The organism is Cupriavidus necator N-1, from assembly GCF_000219215.1.
Classification (GTDB): domain Bacteria; phylum Pseudomonadota; class Gammaproteobacteria; order Burkholderiales; family Burkholderiaceae; genus Cupriavidus; species Cupriavidus necator.
Window position 1 is genome coordinate 2191044 of record NC_015723.1, and the last position, 25968, is coordinate 2217011.

23 protein-coding genes and 4 pseudogenes are annotated in these 25968 nt (G+C 64.8%); 9 read left to right on the top strand and 18 right to left on the bottom strand.

Annotated elements, in window-relative coordinates; all coding sequences use genetic code 11:
* Positions 1–18 precede the first annotated feature (18 nt).
* From CNE_RS27980 to CNE_RS41580, 5 genes and pseudogenes are all read right to left on the bottom strand, one after another.
* Positions 19–435 carry a DUF2950 family protein gene (locus CNE_RS27980; RefSeq protein ID WP_013953659.1) on the bottom strand — a complete coding sequence of 139 codons (417 nt, stop codon included), beginning with the start codon at positions 433–435 and terminating at the stop codon, positions 19–21.
* Positions 360–650, bottom strand: coding sequence for a DUF2950 family protein (locus CNE_RS43130; RefSeq protein ID WP_404997171.1), 291 nt, complete (start codon positions 648–650; stop codon positions 360–362). The genes CNE_RS27980 and CNE_RS43130 overlap by 76 nt, the downstream gene beginning before the upstream one ends.
* A 3-nt stretch (positions 651–653) precedes the next feature.
* Positions 654–1996 (bottom strand): annotated as a pseudogene (locus tag CNE_RS27985) (DUF3300 domain-containing protein).
* A 49-nt stretch (positions 1997–2045) separates the two neighbouring features.
* Complete coding sequence (locus CNE_RS27990; RefSeq protein ID WP_041228703.1) at positions 2046–2420, bottom strand: hypothetical protein; 375 nt, start codon at positions 2418–2420, stop codon at positions 2046–2048.
* A 69-nt stretch (positions 2421–2489) separates the two neighbouring features.
* A complete protein-coding gene (locus CNE_RS41580) occupies positions 2490–2780 on the bottom strand; it encodes a transposase (RefSeq protein ID WP_013953661.1) in 291 nt (96 codons plus the stop codon).
* A gap of 832 nt (positions 2781–3612) precedes the next feature.
* Between CNE_RS41580 and CNE_RS28000 the strand changes: the two genes are divergently transcribed.
* Entirely contained in the window at positions 3613–4578 is a 966-nt protein-coding gene (locus CNE_RS28000) for a LysR family transcriptional regulator (RefSeq protein ID WP_013953662.1), read from the top strand.
* 400 nt (positions 4579–4978) lie between these two features.
* Positions 4979–5641 (top strand): annotated as a pseudogene (locus tag CNE_RS28005) (response regulator).
* Positions 5642–5667: 26 nt separating this feature from the next.
* Here the strand turns inward: CNE_RS28005 and CNE_RS28010 are convergent.
* Both CNE_RS28010 and CNE_RS28015 read right to left on the bottom strand, forming a co-directional pair.
* Positions 5668–6129: a MarR family winged helix-turn-helix transcriptional regulator gene (locus CNE_RS28010; protein WP_013953664.1), complete on the bottom strand. Its 462-nt coding sequence runs from the start codon at positions 6127–6129 to the stop codon at positions 5668–5670.
* 34 nt (positions 6130–6163) lie between these two features.
* Entirely contained in the window at positions 6164–7690 is a 1527-nt protein-coding gene (locus tag CNE_RS28015) for an MFS transporter (protein ID WP_153953379.1), read from the bottom strand.
* Between the two features lie 323 nt (positions 7691–8013).
* Between CNE_RS28015 and CNE_RS28020 the strand changes: the two genes are divergently transcribed.
* The 4 genes from CNE_RS28020 (at position 8014) to CNE_RS28035 (ending at position 13018) form a co-directional block, all read left to right on the top strand.
* Positions 8014–8451, top strand: a complete 438-nt coding sequence (locus tag CNE_RS28020) for a MarR family winged helix-turn-helix transcriptional regulator (protein WP_041228704.1) — start codon at positions 8014–8016, stop codon at positions 8449–8451.
* A gap of 92 nt (positions 8452–8543) precedes the next feature.
* Positions 8544–10031: an efflux transporter outer membrane subunit gene (locus CNE_RS28025; RefSeq protein WP_013953667.1), complete on the top strand. Its 1488-nt coding sequence runs from the start codon at positions 8544–8546 to the stop codon at positions 10029–10031.
* A gap of 40 nt (positions 10032–10071) precedes the next feature.
* On the top strand, positions 10072–11376 hold the full coding sequence (locus CNE_RS28030; protein WP_013953668.1) for an HlyD family secretion protein: 1305 nt from the start codon (positions 10072–10074) through the stop codon (positions 11374–11376).
* Between the two features lie 79 nt (positions 11377–11455).
* Positions 11456–13018, top strand: coding sequence for a DHA2 family efflux MFS transporter permease subunit (locus CNE_RS28035; RefSeq protein WP_013953669.1), 1563 nt, complete (start codon positions 11456–11458; stop codon positions 13016–13018).
* A 66-nt stretch (positions 13019–13084) separates the two neighbouring features.
* On the opposite strand, the gene CNE_RS28040 is transcribed toward CNE_RS28035, so the two are convergent.
* From CNE_RS28040 to CNE_RS28070, 7 genes and pseudogenes are all read right to left on the bottom strand, one after another.
* A complete protein-coding gene (locus tag CNE_RS28040) occupies positions 13085–14092 on the bottom strand; it encodes a bestrophin family protein (RefSeq protein ID WP_041228705.1) in 1008 nt (335 codons plus the stop codon).
* Between the two features lie 275 nt (positions 14093–14367).
* Positions 14368–14772, bottom strand: a complete 405-nt coding sequence (locus CNE_RS28045; RefSeq protein WP_013953671.1) for a cupin domain-containing protein — start codon at positions 14770–14772, stop codon at positions 14368–14370.
* Between the two features lie 4 nt (positions 14773–14776).
* Positions 14777–15256, bottom strand: coding sequence for a carboxymuconolactone decarboxylase family protein (locus CNE_RS28050; protein ID WP_013953672.1), 480 nt, complete (start codon positions 15254–15256; stop codon positions 14777–14779).
* A 74-nt stretch (positions 15257–15330) separates the two neighbouring features.
* Positions 15331–16083, bottom strand: a complete 753-nt coding sequence (locus CNE_RS28055) for an SDR family oxidoreductase (RefSeq protein WP_013953673.1) — start codon at positions 16081–16083, stop codon at positions 15331–15333.
* A 139-nt stretch (positions 16084–16222) separates the two neighbouring features.
* A complete protein-coding gene (locus tag CNE_RS28060; protein ID WP_013953674.1) occupies positions 16223–16660 on the bottom strand; it encodes a GNAT family N-acetyltransferase in 438 nt (145 codons plus the stop codon).
* A 118-nt stretch (positions 16661–16778) separates the two neighbouring features.
* On the bottom strand, positions 16779–17009 hold the full coding sequence (locus tag CNE_RS28065; RefSeq protein WP_013953675.1) for a DUF2798 domain-containing protein: 231 nt from the start codon (positions 17007–17009) through the stop codon (positions 16779–16781).
* Positions 17010–17074: 65 nt separating this feature from the next.
* Positions 17075–17332, bottom strand: a pseudogene (locus CNE_RS28070) (cysteine hydrolase family protein); the annotation flags it as partial.
* 1 nt (position 17333) lies between these two features.
* Between CNE_RS28070 and CNE_RS39535 the strand changes: the two are divergent.
* Positions 17334–17945 (top strand): annotated as a pseudogene (locus tag CNE_RS39535) (TonB-dependent receptor domain-containing protein); the annotation flags it as partial.
* Positions 17946–17955: 10 nt separating this feature from the next.
* On the opposite strand, the gene treF reads toward CNE_RS39535, so the two are convergent.
* Both treF and mdtD read right to left on the bottom strand, forming a co-directional pair.
* Positions 17956–19743 (bottom strand): alpha,alpha-trehalase TreF, encoded by a 1788-nt coding sequence (gene treF / locus CNE_RS28080; protein WP_041228706.1) that lies wholly within the window; start codon positions 19741–19743, stop codon positions 17956–17958.
* Between the two features lie 108 nt (positions 19744–19851).
* Complete coding sequence (gene mdtD / locus CNE_RS28085) at positions 19852–21282, bottom strand: multidrug transporter subunit MdtD (protein WP_013953678.1); 1431 nt, start codon at positions 21280–21282, stop codon at positions 19852–19854.
* Positions 21283–21616: 334 nt separating this feature from the next.
* Here mdtD and CNE_RS42765 point away from each other — a divergent pair, with 334 nt between their 5' ends.
* A complete protein-coding gene (locus tag CNE_RS42765; RefSeq protein WP_256449323.1) occupies positions 21617–21739 on the top strand; it encodes a hypothetical protein in 123 nt (40 codons plus the stop codon).
* Between the two features lie 1930 nt (positions 21740–23669).
* Positions 23670–24143, top strand: coding sequence for an FAM174 family membrane protein (locus CNE_RS42280; protein ID WP_238553105.1), 474 nt, complete (start codon positions 23670–23672; stop codon positions 24141–24143).
* Positions 24144–24173: 30 nt separating this feature from the next.
* On the opposite strand, the gene CNE_RS28105 is transcribed toward CNE_RS42280, so the two are convergent.
* Positions 24174–25277, bottom strand: coding sequence for a metal-dependent hydrolase (locus tag CNE_RS28105; protein WP_013953682.1), 1104 nt, complete (start codon positions 25275–25277; stop codon positions 24174–24176).
* Positions 25253–25876 carry a hypothetical protein gene (locus tag CNE_RS28110; protein ID WP_041228937.1) on the bottom strand — a complete coding sequence of 208 codons (624 nt, stop codon included), beginning with the start codon at positions 25874–25876 and terminating at the stop codon, positions 25253–25255. Before CNE_RS28110 ends, CNE_RS28105 begins: the two co-directional genes overlap by 25 nt.
* Between the last annotated feature and the right edge of the window lie 92 nt (positions 25877–25968).

A 25968-nucleotide genomic window follows, 5' to 3' on the forward strand; every position in this document is an offset into this window, starting at 1 on the left:
GGCCGGGCGCAAGAGGGCTTAGCGGTCCGCCACGCGCTGCCAGCCGGCCGGCGAAAAACTGCGGATAGTCCTGGCGCGCGATGCCGTGCTGGACCCGAGGTCGCGCTCATAGAACACGCGGTCGCTGCCGAGCATGAAGGTGTGCACGCCGGTATCGCCATAGCGGGCCGGCCATGCAATCAGGCCGTACTTGGCGTCGCTGGCCTTGGCCGGCGGCAGGATCCGGTAGTGGTAGCCGTAGAAGGCGTCTGCGGCGGGCGTATCCGGGCCCATGGCCAGCGCATCGGGACCGATCGGGCTGGCGTCCTGCTCGCTGGCCGCGGGCCAGTACAGGCCGTTGGTCTTGCCCGGCGCGCTGATCAGCTGGGTGGGGTGGCGCGCCCAGGCGCCAAGGAATTCGTAGACATCGTCCCGGTCGATGGCGCCCTGCGGCACCAGCGCTGGTATTGCTTGCCCAGCACGCGCTGCAGGGCGTCGCCGTCGCTGCGCGCGATGGCATCGCCCAGCGCCTCGGCAGCCGCGTCAGGACTCGGGAACACCTGCTGGGCCATCGCCGGCAGGCCCAGGGACAGGGCGACGGCCGCCACCAGCGTGCGCAGCGCACGCGCTCCGGCTGCAGCAGAGAATGGGTTATCGGTCATGCGCATCATGACTTACCTCCGACCATGGCCGAAATGTTCACCGCCGCCGCCCAGTCCACCACCCTGGCGCCCGCCGCCGTTCTGGTGGAACCCGGCTGGGCGCGCATGCGGCGCTTCCCGCTGCGGCGTTGCCGCGTGCTGGGTCTGCTGGCGCACGCGGTCGCCGTTGCCGGCATCGCGCAGCGCGCTGTCCCGGTTGGCATTGCGGGCACGGTCGCGGGCCTGGGCCTGGTCTGCGCGCTGGCGGTCGGCACTTGCCGGCCGCGGATTCTGCACGCCACCGCCGGCCGCACCGGGCCGCGAGCGCTCTGCCGCCCCGCCCGCATGGCCCGCATGGCCCGGGATGGATTGTCCGGTACGGCCCTCGAAGGACTGCGCGGCGCGCTCACGCGCCTGGTCGCGCTGGGAAGGCTGGCGCTGCACCCCGCCGCCAGCAGGCCCCACGCGCTGGCCGGCTTGCGTACCCTGCTGGCGGCTGGCGAGGCCAGACTGGCGCTGCTGGTCATAGCGACCGCGCATCGCCGCATTGTTGTAGGGCACGTTGCCGCGGTTGGCGGGGTTGTGCTGCCAGTTCACGTTGGCACGATTGACGTCCAGGCGCTGGTTGACGTTGATGTTGTTGTAGCGGTTCACATTGATGTTGACGTCATGGCTATTCCAGTTGAACCCGCCCCACATCGCATCGACCGCCGCCACGCCAAGCCCGAAGCCGATGCCCGTTACCAGTGCCGTGGCAAACACGGAGCCGGGCGGCGGCGGGTAGTACGCCGGCGGATACGCGGGGTACGCCCAGGTGCCGTAGACCGTGGTCGGGTTGTAGGCCGGCACGTAGACCACTTGCGGATTGGCCGGCTCGATCTGCACGATCGTGGTGCCGCCGGTGGTCTGCGTCACGACCTTCTGCTGCTCGGTCGTCTTCAGCGTGCCCGCGTTCGCGCCTGCGCCTGCACCCGCAGCCGCTGCACCGAATCCATCACGTCGTTGGGCTGGGCCAGGAAAGCGTCGCCAACCGACTGCACCGACTGCGGCTGGCGGCCCATCATGTCGAGCACGGACGGAAACGTGGCCAGCGACTGCACGCTGGGGTCCCAGGCCTGGCTGGCGACTGCCTTGGTCGCAGCATCGCCAGACAGGCTGGGATTCGCCTTGGACCATTGCGCCGCAGCCGCGACATCGGCCGGAAAGGCGGCCGCCATCAGCACCTGCGACAGCAGCGCATCGGGATACAGCGCAATCGGCGCGGTCAGCTGGTCAAGCTGGGCATTGCTCAGTTTGGACTGCGCCATCGCTGGCCCGTGCGGCGCCATCAGCATCAGTGCCAGGCACCATGCGAAGAGGTGTTTGAAACAGTGCATGTAGGCTCTCCACAAGTACGCAGGTGACGGCCTGCTGCCGGGGGGCGCCTCAGCGGCGCTGCTGCGCGCACTCCTGGCGATACGCCTCTTCCAGGCGCTTGCGATCTGCCTGGCGTTCCAGTGTCGGATAGGTGCGCCCGTCGGCAGTGGCTACCGACGACTTGCCGGTGGACCACTGCGGCCCGCCGGGCAGCGCGTTGATCTGGTCCAGCAATGACTGGCAGTGCTGCCGCTGCGACGCGGACAGCGTGCCATCAGGTCCTTCCACCACGGCCGTGGCTTCGTCCAGCATCCGTGGCGGCGGCGGGGCCACCATCGGGGTGCCGGCGGCCGCGGCCGCCGATGCAGCACTGGCCGCCCACGCCGGGACAGCCACCATGGCGGCGCATGCCAGCACGCCCGCCTTGATCAGAAACTTCGTCAAACCAATACTCCAGAACCCTCCGCGGTATGTGGAACCGACACCGCGGCGCATTGCAGGAACCGTCCGCCGCTAGCGATCCTTGCCTGTGCCATTGCGGCGGCCGGTACGGTTGCGCATCAGCTCAAGCTTGAGCAGCGCATCCGCAAGCATACTCTTCAGCCGGGCATTCTCTTCCTGCAGCTCGCGCAACTTGCGGCCGTCACGTGCATCCCCCTGGCTGGGCTGGCCATAACGGGCACGCCATCCGTAGAACGAAGCATCGCTGAAACCATAGCGCGCGCACAGCTCGCGCACTGGCACGCCACTGGCCGCCTCGGCCAGGTAGCTGCGGATCTGCTCTTCCGAATACCGTCTGTTCACGAATCTCTCCGCATCACAACAGCGGGCCTCAAGCGGCGCCAGCCGCGCCGCCAACCGTGCCGACTCTGGCCCTACGTTAGCCCAGGGCCGCGCCAAAAGGCAATTCAGTGTCTTCGCTGCGCGAGTTAAGAAAATTATCTCTGCGCAAGCTGCTGCGTGCGCTGGCGCGCATTGCCAAATTTCGTTAAGCCAATTTGGAATCTAGTTAGACCGTTGGCGCTGCGCATCGCGGAAACGGAAATACCGGCCCCCATATCACATGAGCATGACGGCCTTCTGCACGGCGGTGGTCGTGCATGAATCGGCCCGCAACCCCGATTTCAAGCCATGTATTGATGTACGGACAAAGACGTACTAAAGAAAATTAGAAGACTGCCCTCAATTCAAGTTTCTATGACTTTCGCTGAGCATGTATTAAGATTCCTCGGCACAACTAAATTTCGCACGCCTTCGCGCGGCGCCCTGGCGGCGCCGGCAGAAGAGCGGCCAGGCAGCCCGCACCACCCTGACGTTGTACGGTGCGCATTCCACGCTGCCAACATGTACCGGGCCTGAAGGATCGAGTCGTCACTGCGCCATTTGTCGACGCAAGTCGGACATTTAGGAGTCGTGCCATGCGTTTTCGCAGCATCCTGCCCGGGCCTTTGCCCGCCTGGTTTTCATCCGGACATGCCCGCATTGCTCGCCGTGCATGCCGTTTGCGCCTGTCCCAGTCAGGGACCGGATCATTGCCCTGACACCTGGCCGCTCTTGCGCCCCATGCGCAGTGCAGTACGCGTCGGACAAACAAAAAAAACAGCGAAAACAAAGTCGTGGATCGGGAGAAGTCGGAATGCGTCACGTCAGCACGAAGTTGTTGCATGTCTTTGTCCTCGTCATGGAATACCGGGACCTCAGCGCCGTTGCAGCCTGCACGCAGGGACGCGTGCCCACGGTGGCCTACAGCCTCGCGCGCTTGCGCGAAATCACCGGCGATCCGCTGTTCGTCAAGCGCAACGGGATGCTCGAACCCACTCCGCACGCCCTGCGCCTGGAGCAGACGGCGCGGCAGATCCTGGCCAAATGGAACCAACTGGTGCGCCCCGGCGAGCCTGGCCTGAGCAAGCGCCGTGACGACGGCAGGCGCGTCTCGATCGGCTTTTCATCGTCGATCGGCGACCCGGTCATCACCGAGATCCTGACGGCACTGTGCGAGCAGTTTCCGCAAGACAGCTTTGTCACGCGTCCGGTGATTGCCGACGCCGCGCTTGCCGGCCATCTCGGCAGCGGCGAACTGGACTGCGCCTTCGTCGTCGACAGCGGCCACGATCCCGAATGCGTGCGCCAGCACAACATCATGGCCACGCCGCGCCGGCTGGTCAGCGCCACGCGCGGCGGCAGCCATGACGAAGGCGAAAGCGAAAGCGACTGGATCCTGCTGCAGGAAGACTGCGAGGCCGGCAGCCCGCTGCGGACCTTCCTGAGCCGCCAGGCCAGCACCCCGGGGCATCGCGAGACCGTGGTCCCGTCATGGCATACCCAGATCACGCTGCTGCATTCGGCCGGGGGCATCTGCCCGGTGCTGGACTTCAACGTGCCGCTGGTCACGCGCGAGCGCTCGACGCGCCTGCTAGCACCGCCAAGCAGCTTCCCGGAATGGGCCGCACTGCATTTCTGGGCACCGGAGCGCAGCGGCGACAAGGGCGTGCTGCGCGACATCATGGACGTCGGCAGCGCCGTGCTGCGCGACCCGCTCAAGGCCATCGACGGCCGCCGCAACGGGCGCCCCGCAGCCCACGCGCAGCCCGCGCCGGCCTGACGCAACTCCCGCAGCACCGGCGTCCGGAAGGCGCTGGCAGCCGCATGGCGCCAGCGCCTTTTTCTTTGGCCTCGCAGCAGCGGCGGCGTCTTTATTGCAGTCTTGAGACATTTTTCCGAGCGCTGACCTTGCGCTACACTCGCGCGACTTTGGCCCGCTCAGGCCGATGCGCCATGGCGGCGCTTTGCGAATCCTCCTAGTTTCGCCAGGCCGCGCTGCCGATATCCTGCAATGGCATTGCAGCGGTCCGGCCGTCTCCCGTTTGGCCCGGTCCCGGGGCAATGCATGCAGTTGTCTGGCGTCGTATTGTTTGGCGTCGTTTTTGCGCCGCACGTCTCGCTGACGTGCGGCGTTTTCTTGATGTCGGCGCTGCCACGAACCAGAATCGAGCAGCAACCAGATGACATTGAGGATCCTGCTTGCCGACGACCACCCCCTGGGTAAGCGCGGCCGTCGCGGACCGCTTGTATACCCAGACCGGGTGGGAGGTGTGCGGCAGCGTGACCAGCGCGACGGCCTTGCTGAACAGCGTGGAAAGCCTACGTCCCGATGTCGTGATCACCGACTACCACATGCCCGCACAGGGCGAGGGCAACAGCGACGGCCTGCGCCTGCTTGCCAGCCTGCGGCGGCGGCATCCGTCGCTGGCCGTGATCGTGCTGACCTCACCAATCCGCTGGTGCTGCGCTCCATCCTCGACACCCAGGTGCACGGCCTGTTGCTCAAGGACTCGCCGCTGTCAGAACTGGTGACTGTGGTTTGCCGTATCCAGCGGGGCTTCCACTACATCGGCAAATCCGCGCTGGAAGTCCTGTCGCAGGCCGATCCGGGCAACCCGGCCGCACCCGGCCAGGCCGGCGCGGAGCGCCTGTCCCGGCGTGAAATGGAAGTATTGCGGCTGTACCTGACCGGGCGGTCCGTGAGCGAGATCGCTGTCCTGCTCTGCCGCAGCGTCAAGACCATCAGCCGGCAGAAGAACTGCGCCATGCAGAAGCTCGGCGTCACCAACGACCGGGAACTGTTCGAATTTGCGGCGCTTAACGGCATGCTGCTGACTGCCTGAGCACCAGCGGCACGAGCGCAGCCGTATCAGGCGGCGTCGGCTGCCTGTGCCGCGTGGGCCTGCGCGTAGGCGATGCCGGCCTCCAGCCGCGCCAGGCCGCGCGACAGCTCGCGCATGGTCGACGGCGACACCTCGGCCAGCACATCCTCCAGGAAAGCTGAGCGCAGCGGCATGGCTTGCGCCACCACCTGCTGGCCGGTCCGTGACAGCGTGACGTGCGTCACGCGGTTGTCGCGTTCCGAGGTGCTGCGCTCCACCCAGCCAAGTTCCTGCATGGCCTTGAGCTGCCGCGTCAGCGCGCCGGGGTCCATGCCGACCAGGTCAGCCAGCGCCTTCTGGCCGATCGCGCCCTCCTGGTGATGCAGCGCATGCAGGATGCGCCAGCGGGGCAGCGGCAGCCCCAGGCGCTGCTCGAACGCGGCCGCGTAGGCGCGGTAGGTGCGGCCGAACTGCTGCAGTACGGCCACGCTTTGTCGCTCCAGTTCCATCCGTTTTCCTCAGGTTACGTTGCAGGCCGGCGCGTCAGTCGGCGGCCATGGCGGGCGCCGGCGCCCGGGTCAGCTTGATCGACGGTACCCGGCGGGCGCACCACACGCCCAGCGCGGCGGCCACCGCAGCGACCACCAGGCCGAGGTGGATGGCACTGACCAGCGACACGCGCGCCTGCTCCAGCAGCAGGGCGCCATTGTGCCCGGCTTGCTCAAGCTGGCCGAGCAACGCGACTTGCGACGCCTTGTCGATCAGCACCTGCGGGTCCGCCATGCGCGCCGTCCACTGTCCGGCATTGGCGGCGGCCAGCGCATGTTCCACACCTCCGGTATAGCTGCGCGTGACCAGCGTGCCCACGATCGCGGTGCCAACCATGCCGCCCACCATGCGCAGCGATTGCAGCATGGCCGTGGCAATGCCAAGGTGTTCGCGCCCTGCTGTCTGCTGCGCGAACACCGTCAGGTTCGGCATGATGAAGCCGAGCCCGAACCCGCCGATCAGCATGATCGTCAGCAAGACGCCGTGCGGCATACTGCGCGTGGCCTGCGACAGGCCTAGGCAGGACACCGCCAGCATGCCAAAGCCGGCATAGAGCATGGTATTCGGGCGGCGAATGCGCGTGACGATGCGGCCGTTAAGAATGCTGCCCACGGTAATGCAGACCACCAGCGGCGTGATCAGGATGCCAGCCTCCTTCGGCGAATAGCCAAAGCCGCCCTGGAACAGCAGCGGCGCATAGAGCAGCAGCGCGAACATGGTGAAGCCCGTGAACACCGCCAGCTGAAACAATGGCGCCAGCCCCGGGTTGCGGAACATCTCCACCGGCAGGATCGGGTTGGCACAACGCTGCTCCCACTGCCACAGCGCCACCAGTGCCACCGCCGCCAGCACCAGCAAGCCGCCGGTATAGGCGTCGATCCCGCGCGCCGGCAGCAGTTCAACGCTCAGCTGCACGCACCCCAGCCCGCCTGCGATCAGCAAGGCACCGAGCCAGTCCACGCGGATCGGCCCGCTATGTGCCTGCTGGCGCAGGTGCGGCAGGTAGCGCCACGCAAACCACAGCCCCAGCACGCCCACCGGCAAGTTGACATAGAACACCGCGCGCCAGCCGTACCACTCCGTCAGCAGCCCACCCAGCGACGGCCCCACCGCATTGGCAATGCCGAATGCCGCGCTCATCATCACCTGCCAGCGCAGCCGCACATGCGTATCCGGAAACAGGTCGGCAATGCAGGCAAAGGCGGTGCCGACCAGCATGCCGCCGCCAATCCCCTGCAGGGCGCGCGCCAGCACCAGGAACGGCATGCTCGGCGCCATGCCGCACAGCGCCGAGGCCACCGAGAAGACCACGATCGATGCCAGCACGAACGGCTTGCGCCCGTAATAGTCCCCCAGCCGCCCGAACACCGGCACGGTGATCACCGATGTCAGCAGGTAGGCCGTGGCAACCCAGGCGTAGTACTCGAAGCCTTGCAGCTCGGCCACCACGGTCGGCAGCGCCGTACCGACCACGGTCTGGTCCAGCGCCACCAGCATCACCACAAAGGCCACGCCAAGCATGGCCAGCAGGGACTCGCGAAACGGCAGCACCTGGCCGTTGACCTCAGACTTTTCTGGCTGTGGGGTCACTTTATTGCTCGATCAATCGTTGTGTTATCAAGCATTATAGGTGCAGTTCGGCCAGCCGCGTCATTGCCCTGTGATCGCGAGAAATAATGTCGCCCCCTCATTCGCAACCGCCAACAGGCATGGGCTTGCCGGAAACCCTTGTTGCAAAGGCTTTCTGGGAAACCGCCAGATTTTGCACGAAAAGCACCATTGTCCCTCCTTGCAACTATCTGACAGATCAGCTATTGTCTCGTCAGCAAGCAAGGAAACTCGCCATGGACCACTACTCAAAGGAAGGCTTCCAGATCACCCAGAGCATCGGCTTCTTCCTCAACCGCGCCCGCAACACGCTGCTGATGGAAATGGATGCGGCATTGAAGGACCTGGACATCACGGGCCAGCAGATGGGGATCCTGATGTCGCTCACGCATGGCGTCGCTACCACCCCCTTCGAGCTGAGCAAGTTGCTGGGCATCGACACCGGCCTGATGACCCGCATGCTGGACAAGTTGGAGGCCAAGGGCCTGCTGTCACGCAGCCGCAGTCTCGACGATCGCCGTGTGGTCAACCTGACGGTGACCCGAAAGGGCCAGGAAGTTGCCGAGCGCATCCCGGATGTGGCCCCCAAAGTACTCAATCAGCGGCTCAGGAACTTCAGCAAGGAAGAATTTGCCGAGTTCCGCCGGCTGCTTGCCAAATTTGCGGGCGCCTGAACGCCTCTTTTTTGCCCATTTGGTTGATTTGGTCAAAAGGTGCCAGGGCCTGTGCCCGCCTTTTTTTACCCACTTAACTGACAGATCAGAAAATGCTCAGTCAAATTACTCTCCCGGCAGCGCCCCGCCTGGCCTGCCGCTTTGCCGGTCTCCTGCTGTCGGTGCTGGTAGCAGCATTCCTGAGCGCCTGTGCCAACTACGCCGGCATCCACAGCGACAAGCAAATCGCCGAACCTACCACCTACACCACCACGCAAAGCATCCCCGCCGAGCAGGGCCACTGGCCTTCGGCGGACTGGGCCGACCAGTTCGGCGACGCCCAGCTCAAGGCATTGATCACGGAAGCGCTGCAGGGGAGCCCGTCGTTGGAAAAGGCCCGTGCCCGCGTGGCCTCCGCGGTGGCGTTCAGCGAGGGCGCCAATGCCAACACGCTGCCGCAGGTGGGCGCAGGCTATTCGTTCAACCGCCAGCGTTACACGGAAAACGCGATGGTGCCGCCGCAGTTCGCCGGGACGTGGCAGTCGGAGAACAAGGCGTTCATCAACGCCTCGTATGACCTCGACCTGTGGGGCAAGAACCGCGAGGCGCTGAAGTCCGCGGTGTCTGGTGTACATGCCGGCGAAGCCGAGGCCGAACAGGTGAAGCTGACGCTGAGCAGCGCCATCGCGCGCGCCTACAACGAACTGGCCCGCCTCTACACGCTGCTCGACATCTCCAGCGACGAAGTCAGACAGCGCCGCGAAGTGCTGCGCGTGACCAACGGCCGGGTGACCATGGGCCTGGAGACCGAAGTCGAGAAACGCACCGCCGAGGCCAATCTCGCCGCCAGCGAAGTCGCCGTCGCCGCGCTGGAAGGCAGCATCCAGCGCACCCGCTACCAGCTCGGCGCGCTGCTCGGCCAGGGCCCGGACCGCGGCCTGGCGATCGCCCGCCCCAACCTCGGCGCCGGCGACGACGTCCGCCTGCCCGACAACCTGCCGGCCGACCTGGTCTCGCGCCGCCCCGACATCGTTGCCGCGCGCTGGCGCGTCGACGCCACCCTGCACGACATCAAGGTGGCCAAGGCCGAGTTCTACCCGGACATCAACCTGACGGCGATGATCGGCCTGGACGCCATCGGGTGGGGGCGCTTCCTGCGCGCCGCCAGCCGCACCGCCTCGGGCGGCGCCGCGATCCACCTGCCGATCTTCGACGGCGGTGCGCTGCGCGCCCAGCTCAAGGGCCGCTATGCAGAGTTCGACTTCGCGGTCGCCAACTACAACGAGACGCTGGTGAACGCCCTGACCGACGTGGCCACCCAGCTCTCTGACATCCGCGCCGTCGACGCGCAGATCGACAACGCCGTACGCAGCGACACGGCCGCGCAACGCGCCCTGACGCTGGCGCTGGCGCAGTACAAGGCCGGCCTGACCACGCAACTGACCGTACTGAACGCACAGACCAACGCGCTGCGCAGCAGCCAGGTGGTGGCCAACCTGCGCATGAACCGCCGCGACCGGCAGATTGCGCTGGCCGCCGCGCTGGGCGGCGGTTTTACCGATGCTTCCGAATCGACCACAAAGGCGGCCCTGGTCCGCTGATTCTCCTCTCGACGCAAGAAACTAAGTTTCAGTTAACGCCATGAACGATACGACCAAGACCACACCGGCCGACCCGCAAACCGCACCCGCCGCGGCCACCCCGACGTCCGCCAGGAACACCCGCAAGCGCCTGCTGGCCCTGCTCGGCCTGACCAGCGCGCTCACCGCCGCCGGCTATGGCGCCTACTACTACACCATGGCCCGCTTCCACGAGGACACCGACGATGCCTACGTCAACGGCAACCTCGTCCAGCTCACGCCGCAGGTCGCCGGCACGGTGATCGCGGTGAATGCCGATGATACGCAAATCGTGAAGGCCGGCGAGCCCGTGGTGACGCTCGACGCTGCCGATGCAACGGTGGCGCTGGCCAATGCGGAGGCCACCCTCGGCCAGACCGTGCGCCAGGTCAGCGCGCTCTATGTCAACAATGACGTGCTTGGTGCCACCGTCAAGCAACGCCAGGCTGACCTGGACCGCGCCCGTGACGACCTGCGCCGCCGCACCGGGGTGGCCGAATCCGGCGCCGTCGCAGCGGAAGACGTGGCGCATGCCCGTGACGCCGTCAAGACCGCCGAAGCCGCGCTCGAGACCGCCCGCCAGCAGCTTGCTGCCAACCATGCGCTGACCGACAAGACGAGCGTAGCCGACCACCCCAGCGTGCAGGCCGCATCCGCCAAGGTGCGCGACGCCTACCTGGCCAACGCCCGCAACACGCTGCCGGCCCCCGTGACCGGCTATGTGGCGCGGCGCTCGGTGCAGGTGGGCCAGCGAGTTGCCCCCGGCAACCCCCTGATGGCCATCGTGCCGCTCGACGGCGTGTGGGTCGATGCCAACTTCAAGGAAGTCCAGCTCAAACACATCCGCATCGGTCAGCCGGTCGAGCTCCGCGCCGACCTGTATGGCAGCGGCGTGACCTATCACGGCAAGGTGATCGGCTTGTCGGCCGGCACCGGCAGCGCGTTCTCGGCCCTGCCGGCGCAGAATGCCACCGGCAACTGGATCAAGGTCGTGCAGCGCCTGCCGGTGCGCATCCAGCTCGATCCGGCGGAGCTGCGCAAGCATCCGCTGCAGATCGGCCTGTCGATGCAGGTCGACGTGGAAACGCGCATGGATTCCGGTTCGCCCTTGAGCCCGGGCGCGGAAGTACCGCAACGCACCGCCTATCGCACCGAAGTATTCCAGCGCTACGGCGAAGAGGCCGACCGCGAGATCACGCGGATCATCGCGCAGAACAGCAACGGCAAGTCAGCTGTGGGGCAATCATCGCCAGCTTCGCAAGTTGCGCAGCAGCCTCAGGCGATCAAGCGCACGGCGCAAGTTGCCGGCAGCGCCTCCGGCGCATGAGCGGCATCACGCCATTCGCCTTCCCGCGCCAATTTAACTGACCCATCAGAAAAAGCGGCCCAAAACCCCGGAGCGCATCTTGCAACCCCAAGCCCAGACCTCACTCGTGCCAGCCCCGCTCACCGGCGGCAAGCTCCTGTTGGGAAGCTTCGCCGTGGCCCTGGCCACCTTCATGAACGTGCTGGATTCATCGATCGCCAATGTGGCGATCCCGACGATCGCCGGCAACCTCGGTGTGTCGATCGATGAAGGCACCTGGGTGATCACGCTGTTTGCCGCGGCCAATGCTGTCGCGATCCCGCTGACCGGCTGGCTCACGCAGCGGATCGGACAGGTCCGCCTGTTCGTCGGCGCCATCCTGCTGTTCGTGCTGTCGTCCTGGCTATGCGGCGTGGCGCCGAACCTGACCACGCTGCTCGCCGCGCGCATCCTGCAGGGCGCCGTGGCCGGGCCGCTGATCCCGTTGTCGCAATCGATCCTGCTGTCGTCGTACCCCAAGGAAAAAAGCGCCACCGCTCTGGCGCTGTGGGCCATCACCGCCACCGTCGGCCCCATCGCCGGCCCGGCGCTGGGCGGCTGGCTGACCGACAGCTACGCGTGGTCGTGGATCTTCTACATCAACGTGCCAGTCGGCCTGTTCGCCGCTGCCGTGACCTGGGCGATCTACCGCGACCGAGAAACGCCGACGCGCAAGCTGTCGATCGACGTGGTGGGCCTGGCATCGCTGGTCACCTGGGTTGCGTCGCTGCAGATCATGCTCGACAAGGGCAAGGACCTGGACTGGTTCAGCTCGCCCGTCATCATCGGGCTGGGCATCGTCGCGCTGCTCAGCTTCATCTTCTTCGTGATCTGGGAGCTGACCGAACCGAATCCGATCATCGACCTGCGCCTGTTCAAGGGCCGCAACTTCCTGGCCGGCACCGTTGCCATCTCGGTCGCCTTTGCGGTGTTCTTCGCCAACCTGGTCGTGCTGCCGCAGTGGATGCAGCAGTACCTGGCCTACCCGGCCGTCAACGCCGGCCTGGTGACCGCGCCGCTGGGCATCTTCGCCGTGCTGATGGCCCCGGTGGTGGGCAAGATCCTGCCGAAGTCGGAGTTGCGCGTGCTCGCCACCCTCTCCTTCCTGGGATTCGCGGCGGTGTACTTCATGCGCTCGCACTACACCACGGGCGTGGATACCTACACGCTGGTGCTGCCTACCTTGCTGCAAGGCATTCCGACCGGGCTCTTCTTCGTGCCGCTGACGGCCATCATCCTGTCCGGCCAGCCGCCCGAGAAGGTTCCCGCCGCGGCAGGCCTGTCAAACTTCGTCCGCGTGTTCTGCGGTGCGGTGGGTACGTCGCTCGCGACCACCGGCTGGAACAACCGCGCCATCCTGCACCACGCGCAGTTGGCGGAACAGGCCAGCGTGCACAACCCGCTGTACGCCAGGACAATCGAATCGCTGCAAGCGACGATGGGATTCACGCAGGGCCAGGCCGCCGCCTACTTCGAACGCGGCCTGAACACGCAGGCCATCATGCTGGGCCTGAACGACATCTTCTGGATCTCGGGCGTGATCTTCGTCGCCATCGTGCCGCTGATCTGGCTCACGAAGCCCGCCAGGGGCGGCTCCGCGGCCACTGCAGCGGCTGCGCACTGAGTGAACAGACGACGCACGTCCCGCAGTCATGACAGGACGCCTGAATAAAGCGATAACCTTGAGTGGTCAGAGGACAATACCGTGCTCGGCCGTTGGCACGGGGATATCGCACTTCTCGCCAAGCATGTCCATGAGTTCGTTTTCGATCTTCCGGCAGATCTGTGCCATGGGCACATCATTGGCGTTTCCTTCGAACGGGTTCTCCGTGCTTTCGCCCACTTGCTCCAGCGCGAGATACATCCAGGAGATCATCGTGCTAAATGGAATGACCAGCCAGATCATGCTGCCATGCATGACGCCTGAAACGCTGGCATTGAGCTTTTCGAATTCCGTAAGAATGCCAAAAGGCAGTAGCAGACAAAAAGTACGGACAAAGAGCTTGTTGACGACCGCATATTGCCTGGGATACGGATAGTCCTTGATACGCTCCGCCCGTCCTTGCTGCGCGAACAAGCCTTTGATCGATCCTACCAACTCCAGATAGAAGGCATTGCCGATCTCGCCAGCGTCAAGGAGCCGCCTGATCGTCGCCGACTGCGTTCCCAGCAACCGGCTTGTCTTGCTCTCGGCGTGCGCAAGCGAGTCGAGTTCGGCCTGTGGCAGATACCGCGCAAGCGCCTCGTGCAATGGAGTCTCCCACTCTGGAACCCGGTAGTACTTCCGGTACTCCACGTTGGATGCCTTGCCCGCGCTTTCCCAGATCCTTGGGGTTCTCAGTTGATAGCGGAGCGCCGTCAGCCACGCGCAATGCCGGAGAATCAGATCCCGCCCGGCCGCCTGCCCTGCCAGAAAGTCCCGGCTCATCACACCCAGACACCGGCTGCCATTCAGGATCTCAGTCCAGATCTGCTGTGCCTCCAGGGCCCTGCTGTAGGTCTGCACGTTCCGGAAACCCACGATGAATGAAGTGGCCGTGCCCAGCAGCACCACAACCGAGACCGGGACCGACAGCCATTTCAGCCCGAAGAACTGATAAAGGACTACGGGCAGCGAACCGCACGCTAGCGAGGCATAAAGTTGCCGTCTCGACCAGAACGAGAACTCGGATATTGTGTACGATTTTCCCAGGTGCATGGTGCGCATCTCGCGGCGGTGGGGCAGGTCGCGGGTCCGAGGTCCGAACTGCGGCAGGCAGCACGGCCAACCGCCCTCACCACCGACCAGATCGCTGCCCGGGACCTGGTTTTGTCATGGTGATATTGCCAAGAAACCGACGTAGTATCAATTTCCGTCCCACAACCCTTCACACCACCCTGGAAAACAGCGGCACGGCAAGAGCAAGCGGTAGCGCCGCTCTTGCCGTGCCGGACAGTGCGCACCGGCATTGCCGGTGCCTGAATGGAGGTCGACTACTTCACCGGCGTCAGGATCGGCGCGCCCTTGTTCTTGATCAGGAACACGACAAACTTTGCTGGCTGCGTCTTGCTGGCATTGCGTCCGACGGTGTGGATATCGTTGGGACCTTCGTGGAAGGTATCGCCCGCTTTGAGCGTTACCTCTTTTCCGCCCTTGAGGCCCATGACGATGCTGCCCTCGAGCACGTAGACGAAGGCGTGGGCGTCATGGCGATGCACGGGATCGGCGCTGCCCGGCGGATACTCCACGATGATCATCTCGGCTTCCTTCCCCGGATATTCGGGCAACGCTTCCTTGGCCAGGGGCGTGACACTCGCCTCCGGCGCGGCGGCGGCCGGCTGTGCAACCGTCAGGCACGACAGCACAAGTGCTGCCGCAACGGAAGTGACCGTCTTCATGGCATCACTCCAGGTTGGCCTTGTCGAGCCCGAACGCCTTGTCCGACGAACCAGGCACCATGCGGAAAGCCACGTTCAGGCGGTTCCAGGTATTGATTGCCCCCACCAGGAAGGTGAGGTCAGACAGTTCCTTCTCGCTGTACTGGGTGCGCACGCGCTCATAGATATCGTCGGGCACGCCTTCGGCGGGAAGCCTGGTCAGCACCTCGGTCCAGGCCAGCGCGGCGCGTTCGCGCGGCGAGAACAGCGTCGACTCGCGCCAGATCGCCACATGATGCAGGCGCAATTCGCGCTCGCCGTGGATCTTCGCCATCTTGATATGCATGTCGACGCAGAACGCGCAGCCATTGAGCTGCGATGCGCGAATCTCGACGAGCTCGCGAATGGGCTCTTCGATCGTGGTCTTCTGGAACAGCGCGCCGAACTCCATGAGCTTCTTGGACAGTTCCGGGGATTGCTGGAAGTAATTCGTACGTTGGGTCATGTTTGCTCCTGGTGATCTGCTCAATGTGGTACTGACGAAAGCGCTGCTGCTTACGTGGGCATGCGCCCTGCGGACTATCGTTGCTGCGATTGACGCAGCCATTCCTCTAAGCCGATGCGCCCGAGGCGCGCCTCGCCCAACGGCACGAGCGAATGTTCCTCGACCCGGCCGCCGAAGTAGCGGGCCTCGGGGTCGCGCACGACTTCACGCGGGTCGCCAACCGCCTTGAGATAGCGGGCGACGATCTCGTTGAACGGGGCTCGTTCCGGGCCGGCGATCTCGACGATGCCGTTTCGCGGTGGCGCGAGCGCTACATCGGCAACGATTGCGGCAACGTCGTCCGCCGCAATCGGCTGGAACAGCCCACGCGAAAGGTGGACGACATTTCCTTGCGCACTGGAATCGGCGATGCCGCCGATGAATTCCATGAACTGGGTCGAGCGGATGATGGTGTAGGGGATGCCGGAGGCCTCAATAAGTTTTTCTTGCGCGACCTTGGCACGGAAATAGCCGTTTTCGGGCGTCCGGTCGGTGCCGACGATGGACAGCGCGACATGGTGCTGAACGCCCGCTTTGGTCTCCGCCGCATGAAGGTTGCGGCCGGAGGTCTCGAAGAACTCCAGCACCGCCTTGTCTTCAAACGACGGGGAATTGGCAAGGTCGATCACCACCTGAGTGCCGGCGAGGGCCTCCTGGAGCCCCTCGCCAGTGATGCTGTTGACACCGCTCTTGGGCGAGGCGGCCACGACCTCGTGGCCGCCCTGGCGCAGAATGGCAACGGTCTTCGAGCCGATCAGGCCGGTCCCGCCAATGATGACAATCTTCATGATGCTTCTCCGTGCTGAGGAAGGTGGAACGATTCCATGTTAGGGAACGCGGCATCCCCGCGCCAGATCGACTCGGAGCGCTGGCTCGTGGGATAGTCACGGCGCGGGCTGCAATCGAGCAGCAGCAGGCTGAGGGGCTTCATTGCAACTCCATGCAGAAGTGGAGGCCCTTGGCGAGCAGGCCGGAACGGAAATAGAAGCGCTGGGCCAGCGCGTTCGCGAGTGCGGTATCCAGGACAAGTCGCTGGCAGCCTTCTGTGCGTCCAAGCTCGCAAAGCGCCCGCAGCAGACGCTCGCCGTGACCCTGCCCCCGGCCTTCGGCATCGGTGATCAGGTCATCGACGTACAGAAAGCGCCCGTGGATCAGGTTGTCAAGACGCCGATATCCGGCCAGCGCAACAGCTTTGCCATCGTCCCAGAGCGCGAGCAGCCGGTACCCTTGTCCGCTTTGCAGCATGAAGGTGTCGAGAAAGTCTTCCGGCATTTGCAGCTTGGGGCGCAGTTGCCGCATAATCGGGAAGCAGGCATGGATCTCGGCTTCCGTTTCCGCATGCCTGAGCGTCAGGTTCTTGGTCATGGTGCCGATGCGTGCTGGTTTGTGCAGGCTTCAATGTAGTTGAGCGATGACGCAGTCAACAGGCACATGTTTATCGTTTTCAACTAGGCCATCGACCATCGACATGGGACGGTATGACCTAAGAGTGGTTTGTCATGCGATCGACCAGGCGGCGAATGATGGGCGTAGCCGACACGACAACCGGCAGCATGGTCAGCCAGGAAACGCTCCAGGACCTTAGCCAGTGCTGAAAGAACCGGCCTTCTTCTGCAAATGGAAGGCTTGCGATGGCAGCAGCGATGGAGCAGGTCAAGCCGGCCTGGATAACGCCATAGGCGAAATAGCTGTAGCGCGAAGGAATCTTGGGCATGTGAGTCGCCTCTATGCATTCTTTGAACCAGACATTGATGCACCCTGCCATTGCCGCGCCAGGCGCTACGCGGCTGCTTCAATCTTTCCTGCCAACCGCTGCACGGTTTCGTTGGTATCCCACAGCGCGTTTGCGATGAAGCGGAAGTTGACCAGTGCCGCGTGAAACCCATCCCCTTCGGGTAGCTTCGGCCCTGCCACGGCGTCGCGCACGACAGCAACTTCGAAACCTTGCTCCAGCAGATCACGCAGATGGGATTCGACGCACGGATTGGCGGCCATGCCCGCAAGGATCACCTGGTCGACGCGCTGCTTGCGCAACTGTGAGACGATGGTGTCGCAGGAACTGGGCCTGCTCTATGACAAGGGCAACGGCCTGCAGGCGGGCGTGACGCTGTTCAACAACGACGTCAAGGACAAGATCACGCGCGTCGCCTGCCCGACCACGCAGTGCACCGACGGACCAAACCGGTTCGGCGCCGACCCGACTACCTACATGAACGTGGACCGCGCCTACTCGCGCGAGGTGGAAGCCAGCCTGCGCTGGCCGATCGCGCAAGCGTGGTCGCTGACCTGAAGCTATACCTATACCAAGTCAGAACAGAAGAGCGGCCAGTACCAGGGCCAGCCGCTGAACCAGTTGCCGATGCACCTGCTGGTGGCCACGCTGAACTGACGGCCGAGCGAGCGGGTCAACGCCTGGGCGCGCGTCAATTACCGCGGCAAGGAAAGCCAGCCGATCACGGGGCCGTCTTCCAGCACCGTGGTGGCGCCGTCATACACCTTTTTCGACCTGGGGGCGACCTATGCGGTCACCAGGAACGTGTCGGTGTTTGCTGGTATCTACAACCTCTTCGACAAGCAGGTGAACTACACCGATTATGGGTATGTCGAGGATGGGCGGCGGTACTGGATGAGTGTTTCAGTGAAGTTTTGAACGGGCCCCCTCAGCTCGCGACATCATCCGCCCGGCACGTTGCCGGCACCTCTCCATAGAGAGCCATCAACGCGCCCGCAATCGCATTGGTCCAACCAAAGCCATCCTGCAACGGATACTCGCCCCCACCCCCGCCCAAGGCCCGGGCTCCGATATTCCGGATGCGGTATTTCTCCACCAGCTTGCATTCATGGATGTAGAGACTGGCCACGGTCGCCAGCCAGCGCTGCGCGATCTCACGCGCCAGGTCGTCGTGACCATAGCGTGCCAGCCCGCGCACGGCCAGCCATTGCAGCGGCGCCCAGCCGTTGGGCTGGTCCCATTGCTGGCCAGAGGTGCATTCCGTGGTGGCCAGCCCGCCGTCGACCAGCAGCCGGTCCTTCACCGCCTGCGCCACGGCTTGCGCCTGCGGCGGCCGCGCAAGACCGAGATAGAGCGGCATCACCATTGCCGCGGTCAGGCACAGCCGCGGCGCGCCGCGGCACCAGTCGTAGTCGACAAAGGCGCCCGCTGGGTCGTCCCACATGTATTGCAGGATGGCTGCTTCGCGCCGCTGCGCTGCCGCGCGGTAAGCCTCTGCCGCGCCATCGCCGGTCTGCTCGCACAGCGCGGCGAGGCGCGTTTCCAGGTGCCAGAGCAGTGCGTTGAGGTCGACCGGCAACATTGCCGTGGTCCGGATGGTGGCAAGGTCCGCGGTCCGGCCGGGCGGCGTGGATGGCGAATCGAGCCAGCGTGAACTGAAGTCCCACCCCGATTCCGCCGCGGCGCGCAGGTCGCGGAACACCAGGTGATGCGGCCGGCCGCTGCGCATCGCGGTCTCCATGTCCTCCAGGAAGGCTTCCTCGCGCGGCCACGGGCGGTCGTCCCAGTAGCGGTTCAGCACCGCGCCGTCGGGCAGGCAGACCACCCGCCGGTGCGCGTGGCCGGGCCGCACGCAGTCGGCACCGTCCATCCAGAAGGCGTATTCGCGGCGCAGCTGCGGCAGGAAGTCGATGGCGCTGCCCAACTGCTCGCGCTCGAGCAGGTCCACCATCAGCGCAAACACCGGCGGCTGCGAGCGGCTCAGGTAGTAGTTGCGCGTGCCGTTCGGCACCATGCCATACGTGTCGATTAGGTAGGCGAAGTTCCGCGCCATCTCCACCATCAGCTCGCCGCACCCGCTGCCGGCCAGGCCCTCCATGGTGAAGTAGGAATCCCAGTAATACAGCTCGCCGAAGCGCCCACCCGGCACCACGTAGCGGTGCGGCAGCGGCAGCAACGACGACAGCGGCGGATGGGCCACGGGCTCGCGCGTCAGCACCGGCCACAGGCCATCGATATGTTCGCGCAGGGTGCTGGCCGGGTCTGACACGTAGTGGCTCTCCGGCACGATGGCGCGGGTGAAATGCGCCTGCACGAAATCGGCCAGCGAGAAGCCCGGCGTGTCGCGCGTTTCGCGGTAGCGCGCCACGATCAGGTCCGGGTCGCAGTTGGGAATGCAGTCAGGGAAGGTCTTGCTGTCGGCAAACAGGCCGCTGTGCTGGACATCGACGAACAGTTCGCAGTAGCGCGCCGCGGGCGACAGCATGTCGGCACAGGCGCAGCCGGGCAACGTGTGCGGCGGCGGGCAGTCCCGGTGCGTGACCAGCGCTGGCCGCGCCGCCGCATGGACCTTGCCGGGCGCCGCCACTGGCCCCGGCACCGCGCCGGCGCCGTCAGGGGTGGCCGGGGCCGAGCGCGGCACCGTGCTGCCGCCGGCAGCGGGGCCTGGCGACGGCGGGATGGCGGGTTCGGACCCGGACTTGCCTGTCGGCTGCATGGACGCCTCCTTGCACCGGGCGCTGCCGGCTCATGTGGATAGGAGCCGAGAAGTGCCGGGTAAGTTCGCGGCCGCCCCCCCGAAGCGGCCCATGTGCCACGCAGTTGTTCACACCTCCTTCTCGCCATGCTGCACCAGTATCGCCGGCGCGGGCTCCCGCACGCCCAGCTGCATGAAGATCCAGGCCGACGCGCACGTAATCAGCCCCATGCAGACAAAGGTGGCATGAAACGCTGGCAGCACCGCCGCGGTATCGCCGCCAAAGCGATGCTGGAAGGTCGCCAGCAAGGCGCCCGCCGAGGTCACGGCCAGGCTCATCGACAGCATCTGCACCATCGACAACATGCTGTTGCCGCTGCTGGCGCCGGCCCCGCTCAGGTCCTTCAGCGTGACCGTGTTCATGGCCGTGAACTGGATCGAATTGACCATGCCGAACAGCGCCAGCAGCGGAACCAGCAGCCACAGCGGCAGCTGCGGCGTGATCAGCGCAAAGGCTGCCATCACCAGCCCTACCACGAAGGTATTGGCCACCAGCACGTGGCGGTAGCCGTAGCGCTGGATCAGGCGCGTGGCCAGGCGCTTGGAGGCCATGCCGGCCGCGGTGACGGGCAGCATCATCAGGCCCGCATTGAACGGCGAATAGCCCAGGCTGACCTGCAGCGTCAGCGGAATCAGGAACGGCATCGAGCCGTTGCCGATCCGTGCGAACAGGTTGCCCAGCAGCCCTACGCTGAAGCTGTGGATGCGGAACAGCCGCAGCGGGAACAGCGGCTGCTTGCGCCGGTTGGCGTGCAGCCCGTAGGCGGTCAGCGCGGCCATGCTGGCGATCAGCAGCATCAGCACGGTGGCGTGCTGGAAGCCCAGCCCGGCCAGCCCGTCGAGCGAGAATGACAGCGCCAGCATGGCGATGGCCAGCAGCAGATAGCCGGCGATGTCAAAGGACCCGATGCCTGTCAGCCGCGCGTTGGGCATATAGCGCACCGTGGCCAGTGCGCCCAGCAGGCCGACCGGCACGTTGATCAGGAAGATCCAGTGCCACGACAGCACCTGCGTCAGCCAGCCGCCCAGCGTCGGCCCGATCAGCGGGCCGATCATGCCGGGGATGGCGACGAAGCTCAGCGCCTGCAGATACTGCTCGCGCGGGAAGGTGCGCAGCACCGAGAGCCGCCCCACCGGCAGCAGCATGGCCCCGCCCACGCCCTGCACCGCGCGCGCGCCGATCAGGAAGTTCAGCGTCGGCGCGTAGGCGCACAGCAGCGAGCCCACCACGAACAGCCCGATGGCGGTCTGGAAGATGGTGCGGGTGCCGAAGCGGTCCGCCAGCCAGCCCGAGGCCGGGATGACCACCGCCATGGTCAGCGAGTAGGCAATCACCACCGACTGCATCCGCAGCGGACTCTCGCCCAGGCTGTGCGCCATCGACGGCAGCGCGGTGTTGACGATGGTCGAGTCCAGCGTCTGCATGAAGAAGCCGACCGCCACCACCCACAGCATGATATTGGAATCTCGGTTATCAGTACGAAAACGGCTGGGAAACATGGGGTTTCAGTGTGGGTAGGTGGAAACGAATGTGCCCCAAACCGACGCTTTGGGGCACTGCGGAGCTAGTATATCCGTCGCAAAAACACACATATAGCGGTGCATCAGAATGGCTAATTTCGAGCAACGGGGGCACACGGTTCGTGCCCTGGTTCGCATGAAGGGACAGCTCGCATCAGCGCTACTTTCGACAGCGAGAAGGCCGCGCGGCAGCATCGACGTCACGCTTATCAACGCGACCGCGAGCCTGGAAAGGCTCCACCCTGATTGCCGTTGTGCTGCTGCTTACAGGCTGCGGCACAACGCCGGCCCGGCAGTGCGATCGCTGCCGGAGATGGCAGCCGGACAGACCTTGCAGGACTATACGCTCGACGTGGTCACGTCGATCCTTGGCGCCGTGCTGTCCATCGCCGGCCGTGTCACGGCGTCGAAGACCATCATCCCGCCCAAGGGCTGAACGGCGTTGGCTGCGTACTAGCGCGCAAACCCGGCGCGCGCTTTGCGACTACCCACCGCCAGCGCGAGCATCAGCGCGTGACTTCGACACTCTTTCGCTTGAAACTTGGCGGAAACAGAATATGCCAATGCATCATTCAGTGATGTCGCCCATCTAATGTAGAAAAAGAGCCCCCGGGGACCGGGGGGTTCCCCGAGGGCCTTAAATGCGAGGCGAAACAGCAGCCCCGCACATTCCATGCTGAATGATGGTCGTTGAATCGGCATCCGCCAGAGTATCTAAACCATTGCGCCATTAAGTGTGTTTCAACGGCGAATAGGGCAATTACTTGCCTATTGAGACGTGATTACCGGGTGAACCTCGGCGGCGGCACGGCGCCGGGACGCTTGATCTTCATCCATTCGCGCGAGCGCTCCCCGTCCTGATACAGCGAGCCGGCGCGCTTCCCCACCACTCCCTCCACCCCGGTGAGAGCGCATGGCCGTACAGCCACGCGCCATCCTCGACGCTATCCGCGTACAGAAGCCCTGCACGCGGCTCGGCCAGAAGTCGACGGAGTGGACGCTCCAGCGGCTGCCGGCGCAAATCCTTTCCCTTGCCGACCCGCATGTCAAACACGCAGTAGGCCACAAGGTCCGCGCCCTTGTACCAGCCCCGGGCCCGCGCATGCCTGCTCCCTGTCTCTCGCCGACCCGACGCAGCCATCCGACGCGCCTTGGCGGCGACTGCATTGTCGGCATAGCCTGTATTACGTGCAACGCAAAGGCAGACTTATTCGCCGCTTCGACGAGTCTGGAGCCGCACGCTGAAATCGTACGACGCTTTGTCGTTTTTCTATTAATAAGAATTGAGAACCGCACCTGGCCATGCCTATTGGGCAACCAGCCTCGGTGGGCCGGTATCAGCGCATGTTGCTGCCTAATGCGGCCGATGACAACCTTGTGGATCTGCAGCGCGGCGAAAAAATAAGTATAGGTCGACTGGGCAGCCATTGCGCCAAAAAATACAGCGCGCAACTTCCACTGAACAAAAAGAAATCTCCAGTTCGCCGCCTTGCTTTAACTATACTTTCGAGAACATTATTACATACCAAAATGTAAATTCTGCAGCAATGCTGAAGCGCATATTTTTAATACGAAGCGAGGAGGGAACCATCATAGCTTTAAGGATCTGCTGAATACTGCGGAGCGAAGAAAAAAGTAAACAGCAAGCCAATTTTTCTCATCCGGGGGCTCAATGAATCCTTGGAGAAAAATATGAGAAATCTAGCTTTAGTTACATTGGCTGCGGTGCTGGTCGCTCCCGCAGCTTGGGCGGAAACAATTCCCGCCAATGGGCCCAGCGGAGCACATTATGCAAACGGCTCTGCCGAGCCGCAATGCACCGTAGATTCCAGCCAGGATGTCAGCTGTACCGGGACCACCATCGGGGGGGTCGGCAAAACTAATGCGACAGCGATTCTGTCAGCGACTTACTCAGGCACCGTGCAGTGCACAAACCATGGCGGCCAGATCGTCGAGGTGAAGACGAAGTCCACGGAGGCTACTTCGTCTGGAACCCTGAGACCTTCCAGGAACGGGCAGCTGGTAGTGCCGCCGCTCAGTACGACGGCGCCGACCACCCAGGAGTTACTGAGCGCGGCCACCTGCCCCAACGGGAACTGGACCAAGCAGCTGATCGCGGGCCCAACCCTTACGGGTTTCGTGTACACGGTCACCTTCGCGGGCTTCACCCAGCCTTATATCAGCATCGTGGGTCCTTGATTGACTTAGCACAGGCTTCGGCACATTCGACCGATACGCGAGGGCGTCCTGAGCCATAGGGATGGGCGTGCCAGCATCCGCTGGCACGTCTCCAATCGGTGGCGGCTGGTACCAGCATTTCATGCGGTGCCACGCCCGCTTTTTCCTGAATCATCGGATGCTTGACCATGCAACAAGACGTTCACCTTAATTGCCACGGGTGGCATGCACCGCGCCATTTTTTGCATGCTCGGTGGATGCTGCTGTTCAGTCTGCTGCTTACCGGATGCGGCGGAGGGGATTCCGCCCCCGCATCAATGGCAGCCACGCAGCAAGCTTCGTCGGGACCGAGCCCATTGGCCGCGCAAAGCACGTCGCCAGGAGGGGCAAAATCGGCACCGTCGGCCGTGACGGACGAAGCTGCCGTGCCTTCGGTTGGGTCCGCCAGTATGGTGCAACTCAGCGCGTTACCGCAGCTGTCATCGCTGTCCGACCGTGAGAAGGCGGGGTTGCTCATGCTGCTGCCCTCCAAGTCGTCTTCGCAACGGCTGGCATTGATTAACATGTATCCCAGTCTGGTCAAGCTGCCGGCCCAGCAAAAGGAGCTGTTGCTGGACCAACTGGAAAAAATCGTCCCGGTCACGGTAAGTCAGCGTCAATGACCGCTTTCCGACAGAGGCTTCGCTGCCATGCTAGTCGAGGCGCTGACGCTGGTCCTGGCTGAAATAGGCAAGCCGGTACAGCCGCCACGGTGCCTGCGCACTGTCGCGGCAATAGCCATAGCGGAAGGTGTCTTCCAGCGCGGGCAGGTCGTAGCGCAGGTCGGTGAACCAGACGCAGGCGACCGTTTCGCCCGGCGGCACGGATGGCGATGCCCGCATCGCCGTGATGGCGGACAAGGCCGGATAGACCGCGAATTGCCTGAAATCGGCAAAGTCCGGCCGCACCCAGAGCTGCCATGCCAGCGCCTGCTCAGCCGGCGCCTCCGGCAGCCGCGGCCGCTGTGTCCAGGCCATGCGCGCGGGCGGCTCGTAGGCCCTGGCCATGGCCGGCAGGCGCCCCAGCACCTGCCATTGCGGCACCCAGGCCGGATGCCCGGCCAGGTTGACGTGGGCGACGCGGTAGTCTGTCTCCGCGCGGGCGATCAGTTTCCAGTTGAACGGAGAAAATGGCTGGGGCAGCGCGTCCACGCCCTGCGCCTGGATGCCGGCGGCGCGCAAGGATTCGTTGCCCAGTTCCAGCGCCCGTTGCCTGAGCACGGCCTGGGCGCCGACATAGGCGCACAGCAGCGCGATCCCCGCCAGGGCGGCCCGACTGCGCCACTGCAGCGCCAGGAACAGTGCCAGGACCAGGCCGGACACGACGATGCCGCTCAGCAACGGATCGACCAGGAAGCTGGTGCCAAGGCTGAAGCGCCGCTCGGAGCCGGGATAGAAGATGCGGGTGCCATAGACGGTGATCAGGTCCAGCGCGATATGGCTGGCCACGCCGAGGCAACTGACCGCCAGCGCATCTCTCCACGCCTCGCGCCGGCGGGCCACCAGGCAGAACAGGCCAGCAAGGAGCGCGCCCCAGGCAGGGAGCAGCAGCAGCGAATGGGTCGGCCCCTGGTGCCACTGCGCCAGGAAGCGCAGCGGATGGACCAGGAAGCCCAGAAAATCAATATCCGGAAAGGCACCGGCGGCAGCGCCCAGCAGCAGGCGCTCGCGCGTGCTGAGTCGCCGGCCGGGGGCCTCGGCCATGGGGATGGCAAGCGCGGCCTGCGCTCCCATCAAGGCATGCGTGATCGTATCCATCCCGACCGGCCCCCCTTGTCGCCAGGGTGGCGCCAGGCCAGGCGCTCGGCGCAGCGCAGTTGCCGTTCGAGCCAGGCTTGCGTGCGCCCGGTATCCGGCGAACGGTCGCGCAGCCAGTAGCCGAAGGTGGAGAGGAAGATGCCGGTCAGCACGACCTCCCCCACTTCGCGGCGCCAGCCGGATTCGGGCAGGCGGGCCGATTCCCGCAGCCACTGCACGGTGCGGCTGATATGCAGCAGGCCCTGTACCTGCAGATGCACGTGCTCTGGCTGCAGCTTGTAGCGCAGCATCTGGGCGGTGAGTTGCCGGTGCGGGGCCAGCGCCTCGAGCCAGGCGAGGATGGCCTGCTCCAGGCGCTCGCGGTGCGATAGGGCAGCCCAGCCTTCACGCGTGGCAGCGCGCACGAGCGCAAGGTCGGCACGTTCGAACCAGGCCTCGGCCAGGTCGTCCTTCTGCAGGTAATGCCGATGAATCTGGTCCAGGCCGATGCCCATGTCATCGGCGACGTCATGCAGGTGCAGGGCGTCCCAACCGCTGCGCTCGCCGAGCATCAGGGCGACCTCCAGGATCCGGCCGGCCAGGGCTGCATCGTCGTTCATGGCGTTGCCATCCTCGGGAATGCGCGTCAGCGCTCTACCTTCCAGCATAGAGAGGCAGCCCGCGTGCGAGCGCGAATTTCTTTGCCATGTGC

Coding starts and splice junctions, on each gene's coding strand:
- CNE_RS43130 (WP_404997171.1), bottom strand. CDS start 650: ATGATGCGCATGACCGATAACCCATTCTCTGCTGCAGCCGGAGCGCGT.
- CNE_RS28000 (WP_013953662.1), top strand. CDS start 3,613: ATGCGTCACGTCAGCACGAAGTTGTTGCATGTCTTTGTCCTCGTCATG.
- CNE_RS28010 (WP_013953664.1), bottom strand. CDS start 6,129: ATGGAACTGGAGCGACAAAGCGTGGCCGTACTGCAGCAGTTCGGCCGC.
- CNE_RS28015 (WP_153953379.1), bottom strand. CDS start 7,690: ATGCTTGGCGTGGCCTTTGTGGTGATGCTGGTGGCGCTGGACCAGACC.
- CNE_RS28020 (WP_041228704.1), top strand. CDS start 8,014: ATGGACCACTACTCAAAGGAAGGCTTCCAGATCACCCAGAGCATCGGC.
- CNE_RS28025 (WP_013953667.1), top strand. CDS start 8,544: ATGCTCAGTCAAATTACTCTCCCGGCAGCGCCCCGCCTGGCCTGCCGC.
- CNE_RS28030 (WP_013953668.1), top strand. CDS start 10,072: ATGAACGATACGACCAAGACCACACCGGCCGACCCGCAAACCGCACCC.
- CNE_RS28040 (WP_041228705.1), bottom strand. CDS start 14,092: ATGCACCTGGGAAAATCGTACACAATATCCGAGTTCTCGTTCTGGTCG.
- CNE_RS28045 (WP_013953671.1), bottom strand. CDS start 14,772: ATGAAGACGGTCACTTCCGTTGCGGCAGCACTTGTGCTGTCGTGCCTG.
- CNE_RS28050 (WP_013953672.1), bottom strand. CDS start 15,256: ATGACCCAACGTACGAATTACTTCCAGCAATCCCCGGAACTGTCCAAG.
- CNE_RS28055 (WP_013953673.1), bottom strand. CDS start 16,083: ATGAAGATTGTCATCATTGGCGGGACCGGCCTGATCGGCTCGAAGACC.
- CNE_RS28060 (WP_013953674.1), bottom strand. CDS start 16,660: ATGACCAAGAACCTGACGCTCAGGCATGCGGAAACGGAAGCCGAGATC.
- CNE_RS28065 (WP_013953675.1), bottom strand. CDS start 17,009: ATGCCCAAGATTCCTTCGCGCTACAGCTATTTCGCCTATGGCGTTATC.
- treF (WP_041228706.1), bottom strand. CDS start 19,743: ATGCAGCCGACAGGCAAGTCCGGGTCCGAACCCGCCATCCCGCCGTCG.
- mdtD (WP_013953678.1), bottom strand. CDS start 21,282: ATGTTTCCCAGCCGTTTTCGTACTGATAACCGAGATTCCAATATCATG.
- CNE_RS42765 (WP_256449323.1), top strand. CDS start 21,617: ATGGCAGCCGGACAGACCTTGCAGGACTATACGCTCGACGTGGTCACG.
- CNE_RS42280 (WP_238553105.1), top strand. CDS start 23,670: ATGCAACAAGACGTTCACCTTAATTGCCACGGGTGGCATGCACCGCGC.
- CNE_RS28105 (WP_013953682.1), bottom strand. CDS start 25,277: ATGGATACGATCACGCATGCCTTGATGGGAGCGCAGGCCGCGCTTGCC.
- CNE_RS28110 (WP_041228937.1), bottom strand. CDS start 25,876: ATGAACGACGATGCAGCCCTGGCCGGCCGGATCCTGGAGGTCGCCCTG.